This is a genomic window from Bacillus sp. FSL K6-2841, assembly GCF_037976435.1.
In the GTDB taxonomy this organism is placed as follows: domain Bacteria; phylum Bacillota; class Bacilli; order Bacillales; family Bacillaceae; genus Bacillus; species Bacillus pumilus.
In genome coordinates this window covers 890,336-913,511 of record NZ_CP150266.1, presented here as the reverse complement: position 1 = coordinate 913,511, position 23,176 = coordinate 890,336, and the positions used below count along the sequence as shown (strand labels likewise).

Below are 23,176 nucleotides of genomic sequence, written 5' to 3'. Positions count from 1 at the left end.
TGGGAAATATGTCATGTTTTTGACAAGCATAAAAAAGCCTATCCGCTAGAATTGGATAGGCTTCTACTAATTTAATGTTTGAATGGTAAAAAGATGGCGATAGTGGCTGTCTCTGTTCATTAATTCTTCGTGTGTTCCTTTTTCCACAATCTCACCTTGTTCCATGACGACAATGAGGTCAGCATGTGTAATTGTTGATAAGCGGTGCGCGACAATAAAGGTTGTGCGGTCCTTTGCTAGCTTTTGCATCGCTTCTTGAATGTAATGTTCACTTTCTAAATCTAGTGCAGACGTTGCTTCATCTAAAATCAACAGTGGTGGATTTTTCAGAAAAACCCTTGCAATGGAAATCCGTTGTTTTTGACCACCTGACAGCTTCACGCCCCGTTCTCCTACCTTCGTGTCATATCCTTCAGGAAGAGACATGATAAAATCATGGGCATTTGCCGCTTTTGCAGCCGAAACGATTTTTTCAAAAGAAGCTTCTGGATCTCCAACGGCAATGTTTTCTTTAATCGTGTCACTGAATAAGAAAGTATCCTGCAGCACCATTCCGACTTGATTTCGAAGGCTTCTTGCTTTGTACTCTTTTATATCAATGCCGTCAATTTCAAGTGATCCGTTTGTCACATCATAAAATCTTGGAATTAAGCTGACGAGAGTGGACTTCCCCCCACCGCTCATTCCTACAAGCGCAACCGTTTGTCCTTTTTCTACTTTCAAGGAGATGTTGCGGAGAATCTCTTCCTGCGTGTGTTCATAACGAAATGACACATTTTTAAATTCGACCTCTCCTTTTAAATGATCGGCTTCTTTTGCATTCGGCCGATCTGTTACCTCGTATGGCTCATCAATAAATTCAAAGATACGATCCATTGACGCTACCGACTGAGTTAAAGTCGTGGATGAGTTTATGAGGCGGCGAATCGGGTTGTACATCCGGTCAATATAACCGACAAAGGCAATCATGGTCCCGATCGAAAGTGATCCATTAATGACGGTGTAGCCAGCAAATGCAATGATTAATAGCGGTGCAATATCAGTAATGGTATTGACAACGGCAAATGTTTTGGCGTTCCAATTCGTATGATTGATCGCTTTGTTTAAGAAATTTTTATTTTCATCATGAAAATTCTCTTGTTCATATTCTTCAATGGCAAAGCTCCGAATGACTGGCATTCCTTGTACCCGCTCATGCAGATGCCCTTGCACTTCAGCCAGCGCCTGTGACCGCTCTTTTGTCAGCTTACGCAGCCTGCCGTAAAAAAACTTCACTGCAAACGCATATAACGGAAAAATAATGACAGACACAATGGTGAGCTTGATGTCCAGTGTACACATAATAGCGATCACGATGAGCACGGTCATCAAATCAAGCCAAATATTCATAAGACCTGTGATGACAAACTCTTTTGTCTGCTCCACATCGTTGATGACTCTAGAAATGATTTCTCCTGTTCTCGTGTTGGCATAATAACGAAGGCTGAGCTTTTGAATATGCGAAAACAGCTTTTCCCGAATATCAAATAATACTTTACTGCCTGTCCACTGCGCATAGTATTGTCTATAGTATTCAACAGGCGGTCTCATCACTAAAAATAAGACGAGCATGATTCCCATAATCATCAGTAGAGATGATGTCTTTTCTTCAGCCGACCCCGAGCCTTGAATGACATCATCAATGACATACTTTAAAAGCAGAGGCAATGTTAAGGGTATCGAGAACTTGATCATCCCGATGACCATTGTCAATGCAATCTGTTTTTTATACGGTGTTACAAAAGCCATGTAGCGTTTAATGACCCCCATGTAAATCTCCTTCCCAATCTATCAGTGCCTCTTATCCGTACGCAATCAAAAACCTGTTAGCCTAAAAGCTAAACAGGTTTTTGCTGCTCTTGCTATTTTGTATAATGTAAAAAACGTTCATACCACATATCCACAAATTCAGGAGCAAACGGACCTTTCCGCTGGTGAATCCAATGCAATAATGTATTCAGATGCTCTCTTAAGATACTATCGATTTCCTTTGGATAATTCATCTGCCTCTTATGATCTGCATATTCATCCTCATCCAAAATATTGTATGTCATGTCCGGAAAAACTTTGACATCTAAGTCGTAATCAATATACTTAATTGCTTCTTCATCTGTTGCAAAAGGAGAGCTGATGTTGCAGTAATAATATACCCCATCATCTCTAAGCATCCCAATCACATTAAACCATTGTTTTGCATGGAAATAGCAAATAGCCGGTTCTCTCGTCATCCAAGTACGGCCGTCGGATTCAGTCACCATTGTCCGGTCGTTTGCACCAATGATACACAATTCCGTTGCTTTCAGAATGGTGGTTTCATTCCAAATCCTGTGGATCAAGCCATTGTGTTTATAGCTTTGAATTTGGATGGTTTCTCCTTCCTTGGGATAGCCCATATTTTCTCCCCTACTTTCTATAACAAAAAAACCTAACAGTCCAAAGACCTAATTTCCCAACTAAACATGTCTCTATTATATTATACCGTTACATCATTAAAAAATGAAATGAAAAAGCCATTCAACCCAATTGAACGGCACACTGTCTTACATCACGGTTGAACTCTTTTCCATCTGCTTATATGAATTGATGACCTCTTCTGTCTGTTTTGTAAACAAGGTTTGAACTCTTTGCAGTTCCACACGTTTCTGTTTGATTTGATCATGAAGCCTGGTCCACTCTTCTTTTTTTTCATCTTGCAGCAATTGTTTTTCTGTTTCTAAGCATAGATCGAGTTCTCCCTGTACATTGAGCAGTTGATCCATGAGCTGCATTTGTTCTTTTACAAGCTGATCGAAATCAGACATCTAACTCCTCCCTTTTATTTTCATCCACTTTTTGTCTGTATACCATTTCTTGAAAGATCGCCGAAATCCTTTGACTGTTTATGTAGAGGTTTTACAGGTTTTGTCGGATGGTGGGGAGAGGCAAAAAGAAAAGCACTTCATTCGTAGATGAAGTGCTTTCTCTGTTTCAGTGATTAGCTGTTTTGTTGTTTGTTTTGCTCAGCTTTTTGGTTATATTTTTTTACGTGCTGTGCATCAGTCTCGCTAGCAAATTCAGTGCCGTATTGACCACCTTGTGCAGCAGCTTGGTTTTGTTTCTTCACTTGTTGTGCGTTTGTTTTGTTTTGTTGTTTGTCCATCATTATCACCTCCACGCACATTAATTTGTGCAGAAGGTGCAAATCCTATTCATGATTTTTTTAAACAAGCAAAGAACGTCCGCCATCCACAATAATCGTCTGTCCTCTAATCATATCTGCCTTGCCTGATACAAGGAATTCCACACTGTCGACCATGTCTTTAATTTCCACCATTCGGCCAGCTGGTGTATTTTTCTTGGCATCTTCTAAAAGCTCTTCTCGGTTCGGGAAGTGCTTAAGTGCATCTGTATCGATCGCGCCGCCAGATACGGCATTCACGACAATATTCTTTTGTGACAGCTCCACAGATAGATAACGCGTCAATGCTTCTAATGCTGCTTTTGAGACGCCAACAACTGTGTAATTTTCAAGATAGCGAATAGAGCCTAGTGAGCTAATGCTGACGATATGACCGCCACCGTTTTTCTCCATTAGTTTCGCCGCTTCTTGTCCGCAAAATAGTAACGCTTTTGCATTGATATTCATCGTCCAGTCCCAATGATTTTCTTCAAGGTCCATGATTGGACGCTGAACACCAGATGCCGCATTGTTCACAAATATATCTAAACGGCCAAAGGTTTCGTCGATTTGCTGAAACATATCTTTAATTTTCTCTGGCTGACCTACGTTGGCTTTGACAACCAATGTTTTAACACCCATCGCTTCAATTTCTTCCGCTGTTTCAAGTGCGGCTTTTTTGCTTCTCGCATAGTTAATGACAATGTCATATCCTTTTTCAGCTAGGCGAAGGGCAACTTCTTTCCCTACACCTCTGCTGCTACCTGTAATTAATGCACATTTACGTTGACTCATTATTGTTCATCTCCTGATTTGAATAGTTTTCGTCCATTCGCTTCACACTAATAGAAAGTTCCTATTAGGAGGTTACATTCATGTATGTCGGACGCGATTTAAGCCAGCTTGGCATGATGTCCAAGGATCAATGGAAAGATACTGAGCTTGCTTACTTTCATCATGCTTTCCAACAAATTTTACCTTATTTAAACGAAGAAGGGCAATCTAAGTATCGAGAAATCATTTCTGAAATTGAAGACCGCGGGGGTCTGCACCGAAATGAAGCCGATTATACCCACGGTACAACAGTTAAATACGACTAGGTTCTTCAAGTGCCATCTTCCAAATTTTTTGGTGTGAGACTGGCAAAGCATATGCCTCAAATTCTTCTGTTGTCACTTTTTTCAGCATCGTGTCATCAGATACAGATGTCACACGTCCAAAGAAAACAGAAATATTCCAGATGAGGTGGGTAAATACATGCTGAATGGTGCCTTCTAAGTCACCAAGCTCTGCTTGTACACCTGCCTCCTCTTTTAAGAAATCCATGAGCTGCTCTTTTTCCGTTTTTCTTCCCTTTATGGTTTCCAAGTTAGGGAATTCCCATAAATTCGCAAGAAGGCCTGTACTTGGCCGCTTATGAATATAGAGGTTGCCTGCGTCATCAAATAACACCGCTGCTGCCATTGATTTTGCAGTCGGTTTTTTCTTTTTGCTTTTCACTGGGAGCTCATGCTGAACACCTTCTTCGAGTGCCGAGCAATGCATGTTCACAGGACAAATGAGGCATGCAGGGGATGTTGGGGTGCAAATGAGCGCACCAAGCTCCATCAGCCCTTGATTGAATTCTGATGGCTTTTCCCGGGAAATGAGCTGATCGACCGCAAACTCGAAAATATTTCTCGTTTTTGGTTTTGCAATATCATCCCATATGGACAAAATACGGGAAATGACCCTCATAACGTTGCCGTCTACAGCAGGGTACGGCTTGTTATAGGCGATACTCAGTACTGCGCCGCTCGTATACGGACCTACACCTTTGAGCTTTGAAAATTGCTCTTTCGTATCAGGGACAATGCCACCGTAGGATTCATATACTTCTTTCACAGCTGCCTGTAAATTACGCACTCTTGAGTAGTAGCCAAGACCTTCCCATGCTTTCATGACCTTTTCTTCATCAGCTAAAGCGAGATCTTTCACCGTCGGGAATTGCTCCATAAACCGGTTGAAGTACGGAATGACCGTATCTACTCTCGTTTGCTGAAGCATCACTTCTGATACCCAGACTCTGTATGGATCTTGATTTTCACGCCACGGAAGTGTTCGTTGTTCTTTTTCATACCAATCAATTAAATCATGCTGAAATCCCGCAATATTTTTGCGGTCCAGCTTTTCTTGAATGTCTTTCATATCTATACTCCTTCTCACTTGAACCGAGGGCTAACGTTCTGAAAAGAACCTTATTTGTTGTATACTGTTTGTAGATACGTTAACATGTTACATTAAATCAAGACAAAGCAAAAGTGCTTTTGCACATAGTCTTGAAAGAAGGCGTATACTTTGTATGATTGTTCCTAAGCATGACAACTAGGAGGTAATCAATTGGATACTGGTACTCATGTAGTAATGGGCATTTCTCTTGGGGGACTTGCACTTTTAGATCCAGCCGTCAGCGCAGATCCACACATGGCACATGCCGTGATGATCGCGACCATCGCCGGCTCCCAAGCACCAGACATTGATACTGTGCTAAAACTAAAAAATAATGCGGTTTATATAAGAAATCACCGAGGATTTACACATTCCATTCCAGCTGTACTGTTTTGGTCATTGCTAATTCCGGCTGTGATTTTCCCATTTGTGCCAGGGGCGAATATACTTCACCTTTGGCTATGGACCCTATTAGCCGTTGTGCTTCATGTGTTTGTCGATATTTTCAATGCATACGGTACGCAGGCCATTCGCCCATTTTCGAAGAAATGGGTAGCACTTGGGATCATTAACACGTTTGATCCGTTTATCTTTTTTACACACCTTGTCGCCATTGTCGTATGGGCGATTGGCGGGCATCCCGGCTATACGTTCATTACGCTGTATGCGGTGATTTTTTGTTACTATATCGTCAGGGTCATCATGCAGCTTCAGATCAAACGTCAGCTGCGTGCACGATTCGATGAGATTGAAGACATTATTATTTCGCCTACAATGAAGTTCAGACAATGGCGCATTGCTGTGAAATGTAAATCCTCTTTCCATGTTGGACGCAGTATGAATGGTGAGATTATCATTTTAGACACCTTTAACCGTGTGCCGGTCCCTGATACTGAGATTATGAAAATTGCCAAACAGGATGAAAACATTTCAGCCTTTCTCTCCTTCTCCCCTGTCTACCGGTGGGAAGTAGATAAATACAAGGATCATTATGAGGTACGGTTCATTGATTTGCGCTACCGCAGCAAAGGTCATTATCCTTTCGTCGCGATCTGCCATATCGACTTGGATCATCAAATCAAAAATTCCTATACCGGCTGGATTTTCAGTGAAGAAAAACTGCAAAAAAAATTAAGACTCGGCTCTGTGTGAGCGAGTCTTTTTTTGTTGTGTAGGGCTTGGATTTTTTGGGGATAGATATTTGAATTTATGTAATTCGCAGAAACTGTGGACTATGCACTTATGTTGAGTGTGACGACGAATTACTGCGCTATCTCGATATCCAAGACATTTTCAATCCATCCTGGCTATCCTTGATGGATTGAAAAAGGTTATTTCAATCCACGCACTCATATAGAGTGCGACGTCAACGGAGCTATGGAGGGATATGAAACTGTAATATTTCAATCCACGCACTCATATAGAGTGCGACGTTTTGTTGGATGATGGTATCAGCGGAACCGTTCTATTTCAATCCACGCACTCATATAGAGTGCGACTGCGATTTTCGCCCTAATTATAACATTTTTTAGGGAATAATCGTCAAAACCCTTAAGTTTCTATATAGCAGTTTGTTTTCACACCTAAAAATATACATTTTTTCTCATTTTTTGAATAAAACGGTGCGAATGTTCCAGGGATTTTATGTTCACCTCACATTCGCACCAAGTTTCATGAAATGACGTCGTCCATTTTAAGTCTTCCATAACCCGCATTTGTTTTAGCACCGATTCCTTCGTGTTCTAAAGCGCCTAGTAAGATGGTTTTGGCGAGTTCGAGCCATTCCGATTCTTCTGGTAGATTCTTTTTTGTTTTCAATAGAAGTTGAAAGCGGCCGTTGACCACCGTTAAGAAATGAATAGGTGTTGGTGAGTCATCGTCTCGAGGGGCTGGAACACTTCCCCCTTTGTTCATCTTATCTAGCTTGACGCTGTTGTAGTCTGAATGATGTGGTGTCATCACATCCACTTTGAATGCTTCTCCTACCGTCTCAGGCATCATGAGCGCATCATGAAATTCGATGATGCCAGCACGTTCGTTTGTTCCAAACAATGTGTTGTAATCACTACCACCTTGTTTTAGTTCAGGAAAGTTTTCACCTAATACAGAGTGGGCATAATGAGAGGCTACACCTTTTAAAGCTGTTCCTGGTAAATAAGGAACGCCGTATATCGGGTGTAATAACAATCCCGTTTCAAGTACACCCTCTCCTCTATGTCCAATGACTAACGGCGATATGGACTTGACTAAGCATGTGAGGTTCGTATCGGTATAATATCGCTCCACAAATTTTTCATACAGCAAGTGATTGTATTTTTCCCACTGTTCTTGATGCAAACTAATCACATTTTCATAAAATGACTGCTTCTTCGAGCTGTCCTTTATGATGTCCGACAATGTAGAACCATCAATCTCCCATTTGCTTTTGTTTAAGGTTAATGACAGATTCATTGGATGTCCTCCACATTCTCCGCCCCTTGTTCCACCTTTAAAATAGATTCCGCATATCTTTTTAACCAAACAGATGCATTTAAAGCTTGTCTTGATTTGATTAAGTAATCTCGATTGGAAGCTGACCAATCTCCTTGTATATCCAGTGTTTCTTTTATATCCTGAACGAATTGTTGATAAGCATTTCCTTTTTTTGATTTTGCTTCAAAAAATGTAATGGTGAGCCTTAATCCATTTGTTAAGATCATTGAGGCGAATCTGTGACAGAGTTGTCCATATTGATTTGAGAAATTCTCCTCATTCGTTTTGGCATTCATCACATGTTGATACGCTTTCTCAGCATAATGATGTTGAATGAGTTTCATGATCCCTCCCCTCCTGTCATACGCCAGGATACTCTTCCTTTACCTACGTTTGTGTTTCCACCTAATTGAAGATACATCTGTTTTTCTAGTTGATTTAAAAGTTGATGTCTAACGGATAAATTATTGCTTCCATCGACACGATCACACCACATGAGCCCATAAAATATGGCTTCTGCCGGTACATACTCTTCATACCAGAGAGCACCTTTACTAACTGTTTGGGTTTCATGATCAATTCTAATACGAGGTGTCACTTCAGAATTCATGGTGACAATGTATTGAAAAACGTCATCACTTACAATCACAAATCGTTCTATCCAAAGAGTTTGTGATTGTTTATCGTCGAATAAAAGTTTGGCCATCTGTTCAGCAAAATCGGTTAGTTGTGGAGATTTTTTCGCAGCCCCTTGAAATTCACCTAGATATAATTCGTCATTCTCTACTAATTTAGAAATCATGGTGACTAGCGTGCTCGATTCTTCGATGAGATCAGGGATATCCAGCGATACGCCTAATGCTTTTGCATCGCGGGCTAATCTTTTCAATATGAGTGGACTTGCCACATATCCAAATGTACCGTATCTACTCGCCACCGGGAATGAAAATAACCGGCCATCTGTCATGACGACTGCTCCTGCGCTTCCATCTTGATCTCCTTGTGTACCAAATACTTTTTGTACGAATGTGTCTTGTCCTTTCGCGCGATAATGTTCACGCTGCACGCCTTTGATACTGCTTCCAGGTATAATCGGCCATTCTGTTACTTTTTCTCGTTGAATGGGCATATCAATCACGCCAACTCCTTCACCCGCTCCAATATGAAGGGGGGATAAACAATGTATCCAAAACCAACGGCTTGCTTCCATCATCTCACTCCTCTTATTCATTCGGCTTCCATGTTCCCCAAAGTGCTAACCCGCAGCCATCTTCACGATCAAACGCTTCTTTGCGCCGGTTACGATCGGATACTGATTGAAGCCACATTTTTTCGGCCAGTTCTGCTGGATCTCCTTCTTCTACTGTAAAGAAGTAAACGCTACCCGCAGGGACTAAGCGGCGTATTGCTTTTTCACGCCCTTTGTCTTTATTTGCTAAACTCCATCCAGAGATAGGCTGCCAATGTGGAACAGATGCCCAAACCAATTTGAGTCGTACATTTGTATCAAATAGTGGTTTTGACATGAGCTGTTCATCCAGCCAGCCGGGCTGCCATCCTTTACTGAAATAAGCAGGTGTCGCCAATATCATGCGAACATACGGCTTGTTTTTGAGCGATTCTTTAATAGCATCCGGACATGTCCAATCTTGTTGGTATACATGTGGCCGGTCTTCTATATGAGCCAGCCGCCGTTCACCACCGATTGGGTGAATCCCTGAGAAAGGCTTTAATTCTTCTGACTCTTCAGTAGATAAATCTATTCCTGCCTCCAGTTTAAAGTCATCTGGGAATAAGAGCGATTCAGTTGAAAATAGATGCTGATCTTTTGCTCTTTTACTGCCAGTTTCCACCTCAATTTGTGTTCGCTCCTGACGCTGTAATGCTGGAATAAATGCAGGTGGTGCATCATTTTTGAACGAATGATTTTCCTTCTGCATGTGTTGGTATTCAGTCAAGGCTTCCTTCACCTGACTCTCATCCACTGCGTCTGTCAGCCAGTTCATCATCCACTTTAGTGATACAAAAGCAGGCGGCGATTTCATTTTTTTACGAGCACCAGCTCCAATTGGCGGCCATAATGCCTCACTAAAACGGCCTGTTTTTCCTGTGCCAAAAAAGCCCTGTCCTTTCGACATCATTCGCTTCGGTCTCACTTGATACATGCCATACTCATCATCGAATAACTCAAGGTCATTAGGCATTGGCACATATAAATGATCATGCCAGCGATATAAAGGACCTCGCACAAGAGATTTCGCATAATAAGAAAGTGGCGTGGTGTGTTTCATTGATTGTCGTATCTTCGCTAGTGCTGTACGAAGTGTTCCTGCGACCACACTAGGGGGAACATCGTTTAATGAACGCGCCCGTATACCCGGTACACTTTGAAATGGGCGTGCATCACGAATAAGCAGCGGATCAAGCGGTTGAATGTGAAACCATCTTTCAGGCATGTCCACTTACCTCCTCTAGTTGAAGAGCAATGATCATACATTCAGCGATTGTATGTAATTCTTCTAATGTATTCTTCTTCGGTATATACTTCGTAATCAATTGATCGATCCACTCTTTCGTTTCTTGCTCTGTTTTTGCTTCCGTTTTCTTTTTGAATGCAAGACGTCTTATCTCTAGTGGAATGAGTTCATCTAAAATTGCTGGCTGTTTTTTAAATGAAGACTGTTCGTATGTTTGATACAACTCTCGTAAGCCATATGCAAAGCCAGATGTGAAATAAGACTGTTTTAACCATGTCGTCATCTCTTGGATAGAGGCCACTGGATCTATTTGAAAAGAGACTGAGATATTCATTGTGTCTCCTCCGCCTCGCTTTTGGAAATGAATCGCTAATGAATTTCGCTCTTGTTTTGCATATTGTTCAGCCTGGCGTGCCATACTTCTTACTTCTTCAAGAGGCTCAAGCATATGAACGATGGCGATGCCAATTGAAATCGAAGGAGGTATTTCACTATGTTGATGAGCATTCATCGTTGATACAAATTCTCTTTGTAATTTCCCAGCTGCTTCTAAGCATTTGTGAACCGGTACATAAGCCATGACATCATCTCCACCGCCATAAATCAATGTACCTTCACATTCGGAAATAATCCCACTTGCCTTTGAAGCAAAAGTTGAGAGCGTTTTAGAAAATGCAATATGACTTTCTACATGCTGTATATTTCGCAGTTGGCTGCCCATTTTATCTCCATCCGCCATGAGAAAGGCATAGTAAGGTGAAGGTGCTGGTGGTTTGACCGGCCGGCCATGATGCTTGCTGTATTCACCTTTGAAATATTTTTCGAGCAGCTGTGTGATATCATTTTTCGCTTCTGTTCGTGTGGTCCCGACAAGTCCACGTTGTTCAAGATAATCTTCTATTCTTCTATCATAAAAAAGCGATGCCTCACTCAAATCAATAGGGGCTACTGTTAGATTCATATTCTTAAGATATGTTTCTACATCTTTCACATATTGTGTGGCAGCTTTCTTCTGTTCATTTTGTTTCAACATGTTTTGATAGGGAGCAAACGCTTTATCGCAGACTGATGGAAAGGTCATACTCGGGTGCTTATGTATAGATAATCGTTTGATCACTGAAATCGCATCTAATGATTCATGTTCACCAATTCCCCATTTAGCAAGTTGCGCCACTTGCTGTGGTGTTTTTTGCTTTTGGAAAACTGATTCCCGGCCACCATCAAGTGATGATTTTGGTTCACCGAATAACGCCCTTGGCTCATTTTGTTTAAAATCTCTTAAAGTCTTCCTTGCCGCCATTAAACCTTCGACTTCTTGAAGAGCCATATGATATGAACTTGCGGACGCATTTGGCGCTTCCTCTGGAGTTTGCATCTCAGTCCACACAGCATAAAATTCTATTAAATCATCTACTTGTCGATTCCATGTGCCTATTTGAATATAAGGATCCACAATCCCTCTTACAAAATCTGCGTATTCCTTCCATTTGCCATATATTGCTTTTTTTACTTGTCTTGCAACGGATGAAGGCTGTTCGTGTGAAATTCCTCCCAATATTTTGTTTGGTGCATTGTTTGTATTTGCAGATGATTCGTTGAACACAGGGAAAATAAGCGTTCCACCCAGTTCTTGAAATTTCTTCGCACCTGCTTTACTTAATTCAGATAGAAGAAAAGAGCCAAACCATAAATCACGCGTCCGCCTTGCTTGCGCAATAAATTCTTGAACGGGCCCTATCGAAAATAGCATTAATGTTTGTTTTTGTGATTCTTCTGGCAAAATGTTTGCACCTCCTTGCTATGTAAAAAGGCTTGAATCGCCGATGAGTGCGTACGGCCACTCTCGTCTCGTAATGGATTGTTTGAGTAGGTGGCTGTTGGGTAGATACTTTGTTCATCTGTCACATCGGGCAAAGGCTTTCCTTTTCCTAAAAGCGATAAAGCTTCGATCTTTGGTTGCTGCAGCACCATCACCATGCCCACCGATTCCTTTTGATTAATAGCTAACGGTTTTAAGATGAGTGGTGAAGCCAAGCGATTTTTATTTCGCGGGACTAACGTCTTTGTATTAGGCTCCTTTTGAAACCACCTTCTTTTTGCTATTTCTTCTTCGCTTCGCTCCTTATCTTTTTTCGATTTCTTTTTAAAGTTAAAAACAATCGGCATACCAAATTGCGCCCTAGGAAAAGCGATATATCTCTTTGGTTTATTTGAAGGATATTGTAATTCGTGATCAGGATGTGACATATTCGCTAGACGACGTATGGAATCTGCCTCAGGCCAATAACTTCTCCCAGCCTCCCCATTTTGGACATTATGTTTTTTTCGAAATTCACTGTATGTATCCATTGTTCTCGTCCAGGATAAATGCGTTTGAGAAGCTTTATTTTGTAATCTAAACTCCCAGCTGAGCGTTGCCCATTCACGAGGCACTTCGGGAATGGAGATAGCATATTGACATACTTTCTCTTTAAACCATTGATCAAATCGCTCCTTACTGACTTCTTGCTCTTTAGGAGAAAATGTCTCACAGTATAAACTCCCACAACCACGTCTCGTTCTTGCACCAAGTCCCCCAAAGTTGATCCACGCCCATAGTGCAGCTTCGATTTCATTGCCCAACTTCTTTTTGTCTTGTGAAGTCATTGAAGCACTCTCGGTCAAATAAACATTCATTTTGAAATATCCCATCAACATTTTATTTGGTGTTTTTTGAAAAATATATTTTGGAGGGAATTTGATTTGTTTTTGTTCTTTAAATATTTCTTCAACGATTACTTTAATTAAGCTGCTTTTTTCTGTATGACCAAATATCTCTGCTTCTCGTTTAGATAATTCATTTGCGTTTTTGCAAGCAGCTCCTCGAGTTGCACGCCACCAGAAACGAAGATGACCACGAATCGCACTTTCTCGAATCGGTCTGTCTTGATCAATTGAGTTTGATTGGGGCCCTCCGCCAAACATTGGCGTAACCAAATGAATAGTGAGCGGCTCTTTAAAAAGTCTTTGGTCTTCATGGATTTTCGTGTCAATCGCATGTTTCACATCATGCCAATTCGTTTTGGGTTTACTAGATTCCCTTGTCATGTCGCTCTCCTTTCTTCACTTTGTTATCTGTTTCTGAAATAGCTCGGCATATGCATAGTGAGGGAAAAACATGGGATTGTTAATGAGCATCAGCAATTGATTTAATTGGAAATTTAGTGTCAACAGATCGCATCCATCAATACGTAAATCGCTGAGTTTGTTCGAAATCACTTTGTCTTTACTATCATCTTTATTTTTCTCACTATTTTTTTTCTTTTCTTTATCCTCTTGTTCCTTAGACCTTTCTGGATCATAACAATTTAATTCATTAGCCCACCATCCTAACTGTTTATCTTCATTAGGAGCTCTTAAATGAAATACACTCTTTTGTTTCATAAGAATAAGGTCAAATGCTTTGTCTAATATTTCAAACATCTTTGAAGATGAGTTTGCTGTTTGCCTTTTTAAATTACTTGCTAAAATTAAAATAGGACGTGTTCGTTTCTGTGTATCATTTTCAACCATGTCAACCCCTTTGGCGGCTATCCTAGCTATTCCTTTTGTTTTCGGTACTAATTTTTTTATATTGTCAGACCAAACTTTTAAATTATCAACATCGAAATTTGAACTTTTACATTCTATAGCAACCGCAACCGCCTCAATCGGTATAAATTTCAAGGAATTGTGTTGGAACACATACGGCGTATACTGCTCATCAAATACGGCAATATCGACTTCGTTAGAATGATTTCCTTCTGAGTCAATAATGATGACACCTTGTGCTAATGAATATTTTTTAGGAATGATTTTCCGAAAAAACTCCAACCACATCACTTCTCTAGAATCTCCTGTCAGCCCGCCATGATTAGAAGCAAAGTCCACTTCTTCTGATATCATGCTGTTTAATCTTTGATAATTCTCTAAGATCAGCTGCTCCACTTTACCGGTTCGCTCCGTTTCACCCAAACCATTTCCTCCTTCACCACTCATTACGAATGGATAATATTTGAATCTAAATAACTACTTTTCATTTCGACTTATTTTGAGATTTTTTAAGGTTTATTTAGGAAAAAGAAGAAGAAAAAAACATGACTGCAAGGAGTCATGTTTTCACTGTACAAATGAACAGTATATTTGATGGCTATTTGAAAGAGGATGTTGTAAGAAGATGATCTTTAAGGTAGTCATAACCGTTTAAGACACAATCATTGAAAACCATGCACACCTCATATATGGGTGCGACAAATACTATGAAGATTTAACAGACGAAGAAATCATTTCAATCCACGCAATCATGTAGAGTGCGACGGGACGCTTTACAGCAAATAGAAAAACACCGCCATATTTCAATCCACGCACTCATGTAGAGTGCGACAGCGAATACGGAAAAACCTTTAAAGATGATACTATTTCAATCCACGCACTCATGTAGAGTGCGACCTGAGTTTGAAAACAAACTAGTGGCAGCGATAAGATTTCAATCCACGCACTCATGTAGAGTGCGACATTTCTTCATGGGGATGTATGAGTTCCGTAGAAATATTTCAATCCACGCACTCATGTAGAGTGCGACTGCGATTTCTGCCCTAATTATAACATTTTTTAGGGAATGATAGCCAAAACCCTCAATTTCTATATGGAATTTTGTTTTCACCTCTAAATAATATACATTTTTTCTCATTTTTGTCGAATAAAAAGGTGCGAATGCCTCAGGAATTTTATGTTCACCTCACATTCGCACCGAATCTCTCTTAATCCTATTTAATTAAAAACTATTACTGATGATAATCATACTTATTTCGCTGCTTCATCAACATCTTTGAATTCATTAATAAAATGGCTGAGACAGAGTTATGTTTTTCACACCTATTTCAAGCGCAATGTCAATAAATCTTTCAAGCTACCTACTGACAAGAATTTTATTCCTCACATTCATATAGAGTGCGACAAATATAAGACCTGTAATTAATACGGCTACTGTATTTCAATCCACGCACTCATATAGAGTGCGACGAGGATACGCCTATGCAGGATCGGGCAATATTATATTTCAATCCACGCACTCATGTAGAGTGCGACTTGAAAATTGGGTTAAAAACGCAATTTTATTCAATTTCAATCCACGCACTCATGTAGAGTGCGACTCTTTCTATGATTGACGTATCAGATGCGTTTTGTTATTTCAATCCACGCACTCATGTAGAGTGCGACACGTGGGGGGAAGTATACAAAAGCCCTTGCGTTAATTTCAATCCACGCACTCATGTAGAGTGCGACTGCGATTTCTGCCCTAATTGTAACATTTTTTAGGAAATGATAGGCAAAATCCACAACTTTCAATAAAGAATTTTGTTTTTCCCTTCATAAAATATACATTTTTTCTCAATTTTGTCGAATAAAAAGGTGCGAATACCCCGGGGATTTTATGTTCACCTCACATTCGCACCATCAGCTTCTCTTACAACTTCGTCATATATTCCACAATAAACTCCCAAAATCCAGGTCCTTCTTGGTAAATCAGCCGGTCTATTTTTTCGATGAGTTTGATATAAAGTTCTTGTTCGAGGTCTTCTCTTTCTTGATATGCCGTGTTTTGTAGTTTCTTTTTGATCATGGGTGTGAAGGTTTCAATGAGTTCTTCCATTTCTCCATTGGTCATTTTGTCTTCTTGCACGGACATCTCCCCCTGTTTCTTCTTTTAGTTTGTTGAGTGCTTTTTTGTGGATGTTTGAGATGTTTTGTCTCGTTTCGCCTAGCCGGTCGGCTATTTCTTTCATTGTTTGACCTTCAACATAAATATGGGTTAAAACCATTTTTTGTTTGTCTGTGAGCTGCTGGTAGGCCTTGTACAATCTTGGGTCTTGCAGGTGCTCCCCTAAGTCTTGCTGGTTAAAGAGCACAGCTTCATACGTATCTGTTTGAACAGGGTCTTTCACTTCTTGCGTATCAGGATGATCGAGTATGAGCGGAAAACGTTGCTGCTTTTTTTTCACTCGTTTGTCAAAGTCGACTGAAAAGATGCGGATCATTGTGGAAATATACTTGATGATGCGGATTTTTTGATAAAACTGCTTGAACTCGGAATCTAGTTTTTTCGCATTTTCTTCGTTTGGCTCTTCCATGACTTGCCGGAGCAGCTGCTGGTTTTTAGGATTGCTTAAAAACTGCTGAATGAGCGGGTGATCAACGATTTCCTTCCATTTTGCTTTCAATAACAGCCGATAATCCATGTGCATCCTCCCCTTTGTTCTCTCTACTTGCATTAAGTGGACAAAAGTTAAAAAAAGTAAACTTTGTGAAACGGGTCTAATGGTTCATTTTCTCCCCCTTTGATTTCCTATTTCTTCTTTCATACCACTTATAGAGAAGACGAGCATCCGCTGGGAGGTGAGACAAATGGAGACCTTTTTTTCGGAGGAATGGCTGAAGCAGCTCGGTCAGGCTGGCTTTCCTGCCATTTTGACGGTTTATTTGCTGACACGTTTTGAACGAAAGTTTGATGAATTAAGCAAGCTCATCCAACGATTGGTCGCTGTTCAAAAAAATGATGAATCAGATTGACATCTTCTTGATTCGTTTCACCTTATGAAAACGAGGGCGGAATGAAAGGCCTTTTGTCACCTCACACAATACGATGTTGAAAGGGGATTTTATCATGAGTGAAAAGCAAAATGGTGTACCACAGCCGATTCGAGGAGAAAAAGGAGCAACGGTCAAAATTCCACGTAATCTCGAGCGAGACAGACAAAACCCAGATATGCTCACGCCACCAGAAACCGATCATGGAACGGTTCCCAACATGAAATATTCTTTTTCTGATACGCACAACCGTTTAGAAAAAGGCGGCTATGCCCGCGAGGTAACAGTGCGTGAACTGCCAATCTCTAAAAGTCTTGCCTCTGTGAACATGCGGCTAAAACCTGGTGCGATTCGCGAGCTGCACTGGCATAAGGAAGCGGAGTGGGCGTATATGATTTATGGGGAAGCCCGAATTACATCGGTTGATGCAGAGGGGCGGAATTTTACAGAGGATGTGACTGAGGGAGATTTATGGTACTTCCCTTCAGGCTTGCCGCACTCTATTCAAGCACTTGAACCGGGAGCTGAATTCTTGCTAGTGTTTGATGATGGTTCCTTCTCTGAAAATAGTACGTTCCAAGTGACTGATTGGCTTGCCCATACCCCAGAGGAAGTCGTTCTCCAAAACTTTGGAATGACAAAAGAACAATTTAACAAGCTGCCAGAGAAAGAGAAGTATATTTTCCAAAAAGGAATTCCTGGTTCCCTTGAATGTGACAAGGTGCAAACAGAGCAAGGAGAAGTCCCGAACTCCTTTAAATATGAGCTGTTAAAGCAAGAGCCGATTACGTCAAGCGGCGGACAAGTGTGGATTGCGGATTCTACCAATTTCAAAGCTTCTAAAACGATTGCCTCTGCTCTTGTGAAAGTTGATCCAGGTGCCATCCGTGAGCTGCACTGGCATCCAAATACGGATGAATGGCAATATTTCATTTCTGGAAAAGCTCGAATGACGGTATTTGCTTCTGATGGACATGCGAGAACCTTCAACTATCAGGCGGGAGACGTTGGCTATGTGCCATTTGCTATGGGGCATTATGTAGAAAATACAGGCGACGAACCGCTCTATTTCTTAGAAATCTTTAAGAGCGATCATTATGCAGACATTTCACTCAATCAGTGGCTTGCGGTCACACCGAAACAGCTTGTTTTGGATCATTTAGATCAAGGCGAAGAATTCTTGAAACTGCTTGATACTGAAAAACATCCTGTTATCGCTGCACCTAAAAAAGAGGATTAATTCCAACCTTCCTGCAAAAAGGCTGTCCTTTTTGCAGGTATCTTCATGTAAAGGAGTGTTGTTTACCCATGCAACAATCTGTTCACGCTTTATGGCAAGGGCTGAAATGGCTCATGGCGGCGTCGGCTGTCTGTTACATATTTTTGTTGTTTTGTGTGCTGTTCTTTCATTTGACGGGTGCTTTTTATCATTCGATTTTATCGCTGCTTCTGTTTATGGGCATCTATGTTGTACTTGGGATCTCTTTTGAACATCTGGAACACGTGCTCATGCGGTTTGTTCGTAAGTGTCGGTCCAAAAAACGATCCATCGTTTTCTATGCCGTTTTATTTCACCTTTTGTTTATTTGGGGTGCTGTCTACTTATCAGATGAATTGGTTGACGGCATTTTGCTGACTACTTCTGAAGAAATTCTCTTTGCGCTAAGTCTTTGGCTATTTCATTTTTTGTTTGATTATGCGACGTTTTCGTTTGATAAGGAAGCTTCGTGAGGCGCTATCGTCTTTTTGTGGAGAGCGCTTGTTTGACCTGCTCCATATGATGGAGATCATGCTTAATCAAACCTTGAAAATAACTTGATAACGTCAGCTCGATTTGACCGATCAGAAAGGGTGTAGTCCAGCGAGATACTTCGATTTTCTTCATTTCTTGAAGCAATATTGTTCTAACAGCAATAAATCGCCCGATCGTCTCGCTTCTCTCTTCCTTTCTTGCTCTTTCGGCTGACTGCCGGTTCATTTCATGCACATCAGGTGCCTGAGGTAACGCTTTATTGTTCCAAAATTCCTTTAGGCGATCGTGTAAAATAAATTCATCCCATGGAACGAAATGTGCGATGATCTCAGCAATGCTCCACTTTCCATCAGCGATGGTGCTACGCCATTCTTCTTCTGTTACTTCCGTTAGTGACTGTACCCATTCAAGGGTGTGTTCATAGTGTTTTATCACGGTGTCTTTGTTCATGTTTTGTTATCCCCTTCATGTTTTTAAAAGAAGTTGATCAGAAATTGGATAGTTTCATTCTTGCTAAATCATTTATAACATATTATCATATACTTTAATTACCAAATGAAAAGGGGGGAATTGTGATACGCTGTCCTATATGAAAAAGCTTATTTTTTTGCACAAAAATAAACCGACCGGTCTGTTTATAAAAAGGGAGGGAAAATGATGAAATCTCAAAATGTGATCATTATTGGCAGTGGTGTAGCAGGATTGGCTACTGCTTTATTTTTAAAAAAGGCTGGAATGGAAAGTACGATTTATGAAAGCAGGTCAGATGAAGAATTAGAAACAGGAGCAGGTTTTTTACTCTCTCCGAATGGGGTAAAGATTTTGGCTGGAATCGGGTGTAAAAATGAAGTGATAGCAAATGCAACAGTGATAAAGAAGATCCAGCAAATAAACAGTGAAAATGAAGTAGAAGCGACCTTTCACAATTATAGTGAAAAATATTATGATGCTCCTTTACTGAACGTCATGAGAGACCAAATCATCCAATCACTTTTAAAAGAAGTTCACCGCCAAGGAATAGAAGTGAAATACAACAAAAAGTTAATCTCAATCAAACAGCAGCCTCATTCCGTTCAGGTTCTTTTTGAAGATGAAACTGAGATAACAGGTGATATCGTAATAGGAGCAGATGGAACTTTTTCTAAAACAAGAGAGGCTATTGCGTTTAATGCTAAATTAGACTATAGCGGTTTTTGGGGACTACAAGGAGTATCGTTTGTGAAGAATTTTGTATTGGATGAGGCAACAAGTTATTTTTACAATGACGGAAACTTTCAATTCATTTTTGGAAAAGCGCATCCAACAAATAAAATGAATATTTTGTGGCAAGCTTTCTCTCAGTGTCCTGAGAAGTTACCTACAAAACATTTTGAGAAAGCCAATAAAGAAACCATCCGACAGTTATTATATAAACAAATGGAACATTGGAACATTCCTAAACACCTTTCTGACATCATCGATCATACAAACATGTTCTTTCCAAGAAGTATCTATGAAATAAAGGATTTTCCTGTGTGGTCAAAAGGACGTGTTGTTCTTGTAGGTGATGCGGTACATACGGCGAACCCTTTTGTTGGTCAAGGAGCATCGTATAGTCTAGAAGATGCCATGCTCATAGCAAAGATGCTAAGGGATCATGATTATCGAGATGCGTTCTATTATTATGAAAAGGATCGAAGAAAGAGGACAGAAGAATTGAATGCGCTATTTCAGCACATGAGTATTCAAAACGATATTGATAAAAAAATGAACGAATACACGATTGAATGGGATGAAGAAACTTACGTATGAGATGAAAGATAAAAAAACACCACTTATGATGAAAAGTGGTGTTTCTTGTGTTTTCTCCGTGCATAGAGGATCGCACCAATCAAACTGACGAGTGAAATCAATGCGAGAATTCTGATATAAGGCGGATAGTAGGTTAGCACAATCTCGTTTTCGCCTTTTTCTATTGGAAAACCGATAAAGGCGTAATTGGCTTGTTCAATATCGGTTTGATGGCCGTTCACCGTGAGCTCCCAGCCTTTTTCATATGGTACTGGCAGAACCATATAATTATCGCCGCGCTTGTTATCATATGAAATCGTAAAGCGGTTATTTTTAAGCTTTACTTGCTGGTTGCCATTATCTTGTTTTTCTTTTTTATATGCTTTCTCTAGGACGCGGTAAGGCTCTTGATACAGCTTCAGTTGATTGAGTTCGTATGTCCCTTTTGGTACTCGAATGGAGAGGATCTTTTCCGCAGGGACCCGAATCGTCACTTCATTGACACCTGTTTTGTAGATGGATGTATTGCTTTTTCGAGATGTAACATAGTCGTCAATGGATAACTGAAACCCTTCATTGCGGTCTGTCCGCTTCACATAAAAACTCACATACACATCCCCCACGCGAGCGATATCATCTGGAAGGGTGATATTCAGCCCGCCCGTTTTCCCGTATACATCAAGCACGCCATTTTCGTATACCGCTTGTTCAGTATGAATGTTTGTATCCTTTATTCGATCAGGCGATTGGTCGATTTCAGCATTTCCTTTTTTGTTTAAGATCACACCTTGCAACATCGCATGTTCTTTATCAAGTGCTGACGCATGCTCTAGTGACTTTTCTGAATAGACGGTACTCGTTGTTCTTGCAAATGGGAGCGGGCGTGTATTTTCATACACTTCATAATGTTCGCTTTCCAATATTGGCTTAAAATAAACCGGCGGTGAGAAAGACACCCTTTTGTCTCTCATATAATACTTCCCGTAGGTCAGACTGTATAAATTCGCCCTGTCCCCCATTGTTGCATAACGGCTGACACTTTCCCTCCCCATATCAATTTGCAGGTCATTCCAGTAGAAATGGAGCAAATGCTGATTCAATATACTTGAATACGCACTCATGCCTTGAAAGCCTTCAAATAACGGGGTGTTGTTGCGCACGCCGTTCATCCAATCAATCCGGGCAAGCGGATCTTTTGAAGAGCGGCTTTGAATCTGCTGAATGAGCTTCATTTGTTCATGTCCAGCATATGCCTCACTATTCAGATACGTATCTGATACGCTCTTAATATTGCTTCTTTCAGATAAGTATCCCTGCTGATACACGCCTGCTGTCAGTAAGCTGATGGCAATAAGCACAGCTGAAAAGAGACGAAGGTGCTGACGTTTTTCCGCATGCATCCATAGGATGAACAAGCTGATCACAAGCAGTCCTATACCTATAAACACAACGACATCCATGTTTCCCTTTGCTCGTTCTGAAAAGACGACAGCGAGAAGGAACACGATCCAAGCGCCTAAGACCGCACGCTTTTTCCACTTCCACTCGATTTGTGAGAAATGCTTGATCGTGATGGCAACGACCGCTCCAACTGTAAAGGCAAGAATGTATTCAAATCTGTATTGCGGTGCTGAAAAACCATTAAACACGCTCGCCATCTTTGGACTGTAGTGAAAAACAATGAGCAGAACGCTGATCGATGTAAAAATGAAAAACCACCTGTTCCGGTAAAGCGGAACGAGGAACATACAAATGAGAAAAATCACAGGTAATAAATACACCCTGCTCGTAAACAGCAGATGATCATGCAGCTCGAACCAAGGAATGGTCTGTTCATACGGCGGTCTTATATTGTTAAGAAAGCCATAAACAGACGGGATAAAAAAGGCAGCACTGATCCCAAAGGATAACAGCGTAGAGATCGCAAGTGTCCAAAACACTTTCCACCCGTGCTCCTCACTTCGCAGTTTGATCATATATCTGAAGATAAGATAGATCGCTAAAAAGATAAAGTGAATATAAGCAAAGTAAAAGTTGTTGATCAGCATCAGACTGCAACTCGCAATAAACCAAGCGGGCTTACCCGTTTTGAATATCCGCTCAACCCCAAGCACAAGCAGCGGAAGCCACATCATGCTGTCGGTGAAAAATTCCCAAAACGTTTGATGCCGGAAATATACAATAGATAATCCATAGATTGCTGCACCTGTCAGTGCACCCAATCTATTTTGAACCATTGAAAGAAGCACACGGTAAGCGATGAAAAGAATAAGCGTCAGCTTGATCACGCTCAGCCAAATGACGGCATTTGCCCAAAAATGGATGTCTGTTGACTGTATGAGATGGAGCGCATTCATCAGCCAGACGACAGCGACTGTCACCATAAAGACCGTCGACGTTGTGAAATAATACCCTAATTGCGTGTATGTACCGCCGCCTAGACCGAATTGATAGGAATAAAAGAAATTCCCTTTGACGTATTCGTCGTAAAGCAGCTTTTTAAATGGGAGCATTTGCGAAATGCCATCCCCATCTCCTGTCATGTACCGGCCTTGCGTATATTCATATAAGAAAAAGGAGTGGCCTAATAATGCGAGAATGAGGCACATTCCAATGATTATCCATCTACGTTTCATCATCTAAATCCTTTCCACAAAAGATCCATTGTTCTTTGAAACAAAACAACCCAGCAAG

The 23,176-nt window shown here is 40.7% G+C and carries 22 protein-coding genes, 1 pseudogene and 3 CRISPR repeat arrays; of the genes and pseudogenes, 6 read left to right on the top strand and 17 right to left on the bottom strand.

The window, feature by feature from the left end:
* Positions 1-66: 66 nt before the first annotated feature.
* The 5 genes and pseudogenes from MHH68_RS04365 to fabL form a co-directional block, all read right to left on the bottom strand.
* On the bottom strand, positions 67-1,809 hold the full coding sequence (locus MHH68_RS04365) for an ABC transporter ATP-binding protein (RefSeq protein WP_058015783.1): 1,743 nt from the start codon (positions 1,807-1,809) through the stop codon (positions 67-69).
* Positions 1,810-1,901: 92 nt separating this feature from the next.
* Positions 1,902-2,432, bottom strand: coding sequence for a DUF402 domain-containing protein (locus tag MHH68_RS04360; RefSeq protein WP_012009337.1), 531 nt, complete (start codon positions 2,430-2,432; stop codon positions 1,902-1,904).
* 147 nt (positions 2,433-2,579) lie between these two features.
* Entirely contained in the window at positions 2,580-2,840 is a 261-nt protein-coding gene (locus tag MHH68_RS04355) for a YgaB family protein (RefSeq protein ID WP_137055487.1), read from the bottom strand.
* 173 nt (positions 2,841-3,013) lie between these two features.
* Positions 3,014-3,163: pseudogene (locus MHH68_RS04350) on the bottom strand (gamma-type small acid-soluble spore protein); the annotation flags it as partial.
* Between the two features lie 75 nt (positions 3,164-3,238).
* On the bottom strand, positions 3,239-3,991 hold the full coding sequence (gene fabL, locus MHH68_RS04345; protein ID WP_003217873.1) for an enoyl-[acyl-carrier-protein] reductase FabL: 753 nt from the start codon (positions 3,989-3,991) through the stop codon (positions 3,239-3,241).
* 80 nt (positions 3,992-4,071) lie between these two features.
* On the opposite strand from fabL, the gene MHH68_RS04340 reads away from it, so the two are divergent.
* Entirely contained in the window at positions 4,072-4,296 is a 225-nt protein-coding gene (locus MHH68_RS04340; RefSeq protein ID WP_003217808.1) for a hypothetical protein, read from the top strand.
* Here the strand turns inward: MHH68_RS04340 and mutY are convergent.
* Complete coding sequence (gene mutY / locus MHH68_RS04335) at positions 4,283-5,383, bottom strand: A/G-specific adenine glycosylase (protein WP_339165317.1); 1,101 nt, start codon at positions 5,381-5,383, stop codon at positions 4,283-4,285. The genes MHH68_RS04340 and mutY overlap by 14 nt on opposite strands.
* A 192-nt stretch (positions 5,384-5,575) precedes the next feature.
* Between mutY and MHH68_RS04330 the strand changes: the two genes are divergently transcribed.
* A complete protein-coding gene (locus MHH68_RS04330; protein ID WP_339165315.1) occupies positions 5,576-6,556 on the top strand; it encodes a metal-dependent hydrolase in 981 nt (326 codons plus the stop codon).
* A 180-nt stretch (positions 6,557-6,736) separates the two neighbouring features.
* A CRISPR array of direct repeats spans positions 6,737-6,903; the repeat unit is 33 nt; unit sequence TATTTCAATCCACGCACTCATATAGAGTGCGAC.
* Between the two features lie 172 nt (positions 6,904-7,075).
* Here MHH68_RS04330 and cmr6 read toward each other — a convergent pair.
* The 9 genes from cmr6 to MHH68_RS04285 form a co-directional block, all read right to left on the bottom strand.
* Complete coding sequence (cmr6, locus tag MHH68_RS04325; RefSeq protein ID WP_339165313.1) at positions 7,076-7,855, bottom strand: type III-B CRISPR module RAMP protein Cmr6; 780 nt, start codon at positions 7,853-7,855, stop codon at positions 7,076-7,078.
* Complete coding sequence (gene cmr5, locus MHH68_RS04320; protein ID WP_339165311.1) at positions 7,852-8,220, bottom strand: type III-B CRISPR module-associated protein Cmr5; 369 nt, start codon at positions 8,218-8,220, stop codon at positions 7,852-7,854. Before cmr5 ends, cmr6 begins: the two co-directional genes overlap by 4 nt.
* Positions 8,217-9,086, bottom strand: coding sequence for a type III-B CRISPR module RAMP protein Cmr4 (gene cmr4 / locus MHH68_RS04315; protein ID WP_233421727.1), 870 nt, complete (start codon positions 9,084-9,086; stop codon positions 8,217-8,219). Before cmr4 ends, cmr5 begins: the two co-directional genes overlap by 4 nt.
* A 13-nt stretch (positions 9,087-9,099) precedes the next feature.
* Positions 9,100-10,332: a type III-B CRISPR module-associated protein Cmr3 gene (gene cmr3 / locus MHH68_RS04310; RefSeq protein ID WP_339165308.1), complete on the bottom strand. Its 1,233-nt coding sequence runs from the start codon at positions 10,330-10,332 to the stop codon at positions 9,100-9,102.
* Positions 10,325-12,133: a type III-B CRISPR-associated protein Cas10/Cmr2 gene (cas10, locus tag MHH68_RS04305; protein WP_339165307.1), complete on the bottom strand. Its 1,809-nt coding sequence runs from the start codon at positions 12,131-12,133 to the stop codon at positions 10,325-10,327. The genes cmr3 and cas10 overlap by 8 nt, the downstream gene beginning before the upstream one ends.
* Entirely contained in the window at positions 12,103-13,440 is a 1,338-nt protein-coding gene (gene cmr1, locus MHH68_RS04300; RefSeq protein ID WP_339165305.1) for a type III-B CRISPR module RAMP protein Cmr1, read from the bottom strand. The genes cas10 and cmr1 overlap by 31 nt, the downstream gene beginning before the upstream one ends.
* Positions 13,441-13,455: 15 nt before the next feature.
* Positions 13,456-14,346, bottom strand: a complete 891-nt coding sequence (locus tag MHH68_RS04295; protein WP_339165304.1) for a DUF6602 domain-containing protein — start codon at positions 14,344-14,346, stop codon at positions 13,456-13,458.
* Positions 14,347-14,656: 310 nt separating this feature from the next.
* A CRISPR array of direct repeats spans positions 14,657-14,953; the repeat unit is 32 nt; unit sequence ATTTCAATCCACGCACTCATGTAGAGTGCGAC.
* A gap of 343 nt (positions 14,954-15,296) precedes the next feature.
* Positions 15,297-15,657: a CRISPR direct-repeat array (repeat unit 32 nt; unit sequence ATTTCAATCCACGCACTCATGTAGAGTGCGAC).
* Between the two features lie 181 nt (positions 15,658-15,838).
* Positions 15,839-16,060, bottom strand: coding sequence for a sigma-O factor regulator RsoA (gene rsoA, locus MHH68_RS04290; protein WP_073204404.1), 222 nt, complete (start codon positions 16,058-16,060; stop codon positions 15,839-15,841).
* Positions 16,008-16,610 (bottom strand): sigma-70 family RNA polymerase sigma factor, encoded by a 603-nt coding sequence (locus MHH68_RS04285; RefSeq protein ID WP_047947015.1) that lies wholly within the window; start codon positions 16,608-16,610, stop codon positions 16,008-16,010. Before MHH68_RS04285 ends, rsoA begins: the two co-directional genes overlap by 53 nt.
* Before the next feature lie 166 nt (positions 16,611-16,776).
* On the opposite strand from MHH68_RS04285, the gene MHH68_RS04280 reads away from it, so the two are divergent.
* The 3 genes from MHH68_RS04280 to MHH68_RS04270 all read left to right on the top strand — a co-directional run bounded on the left by MHH68_RS04280 (position 16,777) and on the right by MHH68_RS04270 (position 18,690).
* A complete protein-coding gene (locus MHH68_RS04280; RefSeq protein ID WP_003217819.1) occupies positions 16,777-16,941 on the top strand; it encodes a YvrJ family protein in 165 nt (54 codons plus the stop codon).
* Between the two features lie 94 nt (positions 16,942-17,035).
* The gene (locus MHH68_RS04275; RefSeq protein WP_339165302.1) at positions 17,036-18,199 is read left to right on the top strand and encodes an oxalate decarboxylase family bicupin; all 1,164 of its coding nucleotides are present in this window, start codon (positions 17,036-17,038) and stop codon (positions 18,197-18,199) included.
* 68 nt (positions 18,200-18,267) lie between these two features.
* Complete coding sequence (locus tag MHH68_RS04270) at positions 18,268-18,690, top strand: regulatory YrvL family protein (RefSeq protein ID WP_180309352.1); 423 nt, start codon at positions 18,268-18,270, stop codon at positions 18,688-18,690.
* Positions 18,691-18,694: 4 nt separating this feature from the next.
* On the opposite strand, the gene MHH68_RS04265 is transcribed toward MHH68_RS04270, so the two are convergent.
* Complete coding sequence (locus MHH68_RS04265; RefSeq protein WP_339165299.1) at positions 18,695-19,162, bottom strand: DinB family protein; 468 nt, start codon at positions 19,160-19,162, stop codon at positions 18,695-18,697.
* Between the two features lie 207 nt (positions 19,163-19,369).
* On the opposite strand from MHH68_RS04265, the gene MHH68_RS04260 reads away from it, so the two are divergent.
* The gene (locus MHH68_RS04260; protein WP_339165297.1) at positions 19,370-20,503 is read left to right on the top strand and encodes an NAD(P)/FAD-dependent oxidoreductase; all 1,134 of its coding nucleotides are present in this window, start codon (positions 19,370-19,372) and stop codon (positions 20,501-20,503) included.
* Between the two features lie 23 nt (positions 20,504-20,526).
* On the opposite strand, the gene MHH68_RS04255 is transcribed toward MHH68_RS04260, so the two are convergent.
* On the bottom strand, positions 20,527-23,121 hold the full coding sequence (locus MHH68_RS04255; protein ID WP_339165296.1) for a YfhO family protein: 2,595 nt from the start codon (positions 23,119-23,121) through the stop codon (positions 20,527-20,529).
* Positions 23,122-23,176: the final 55 nt, after the last annotated feature.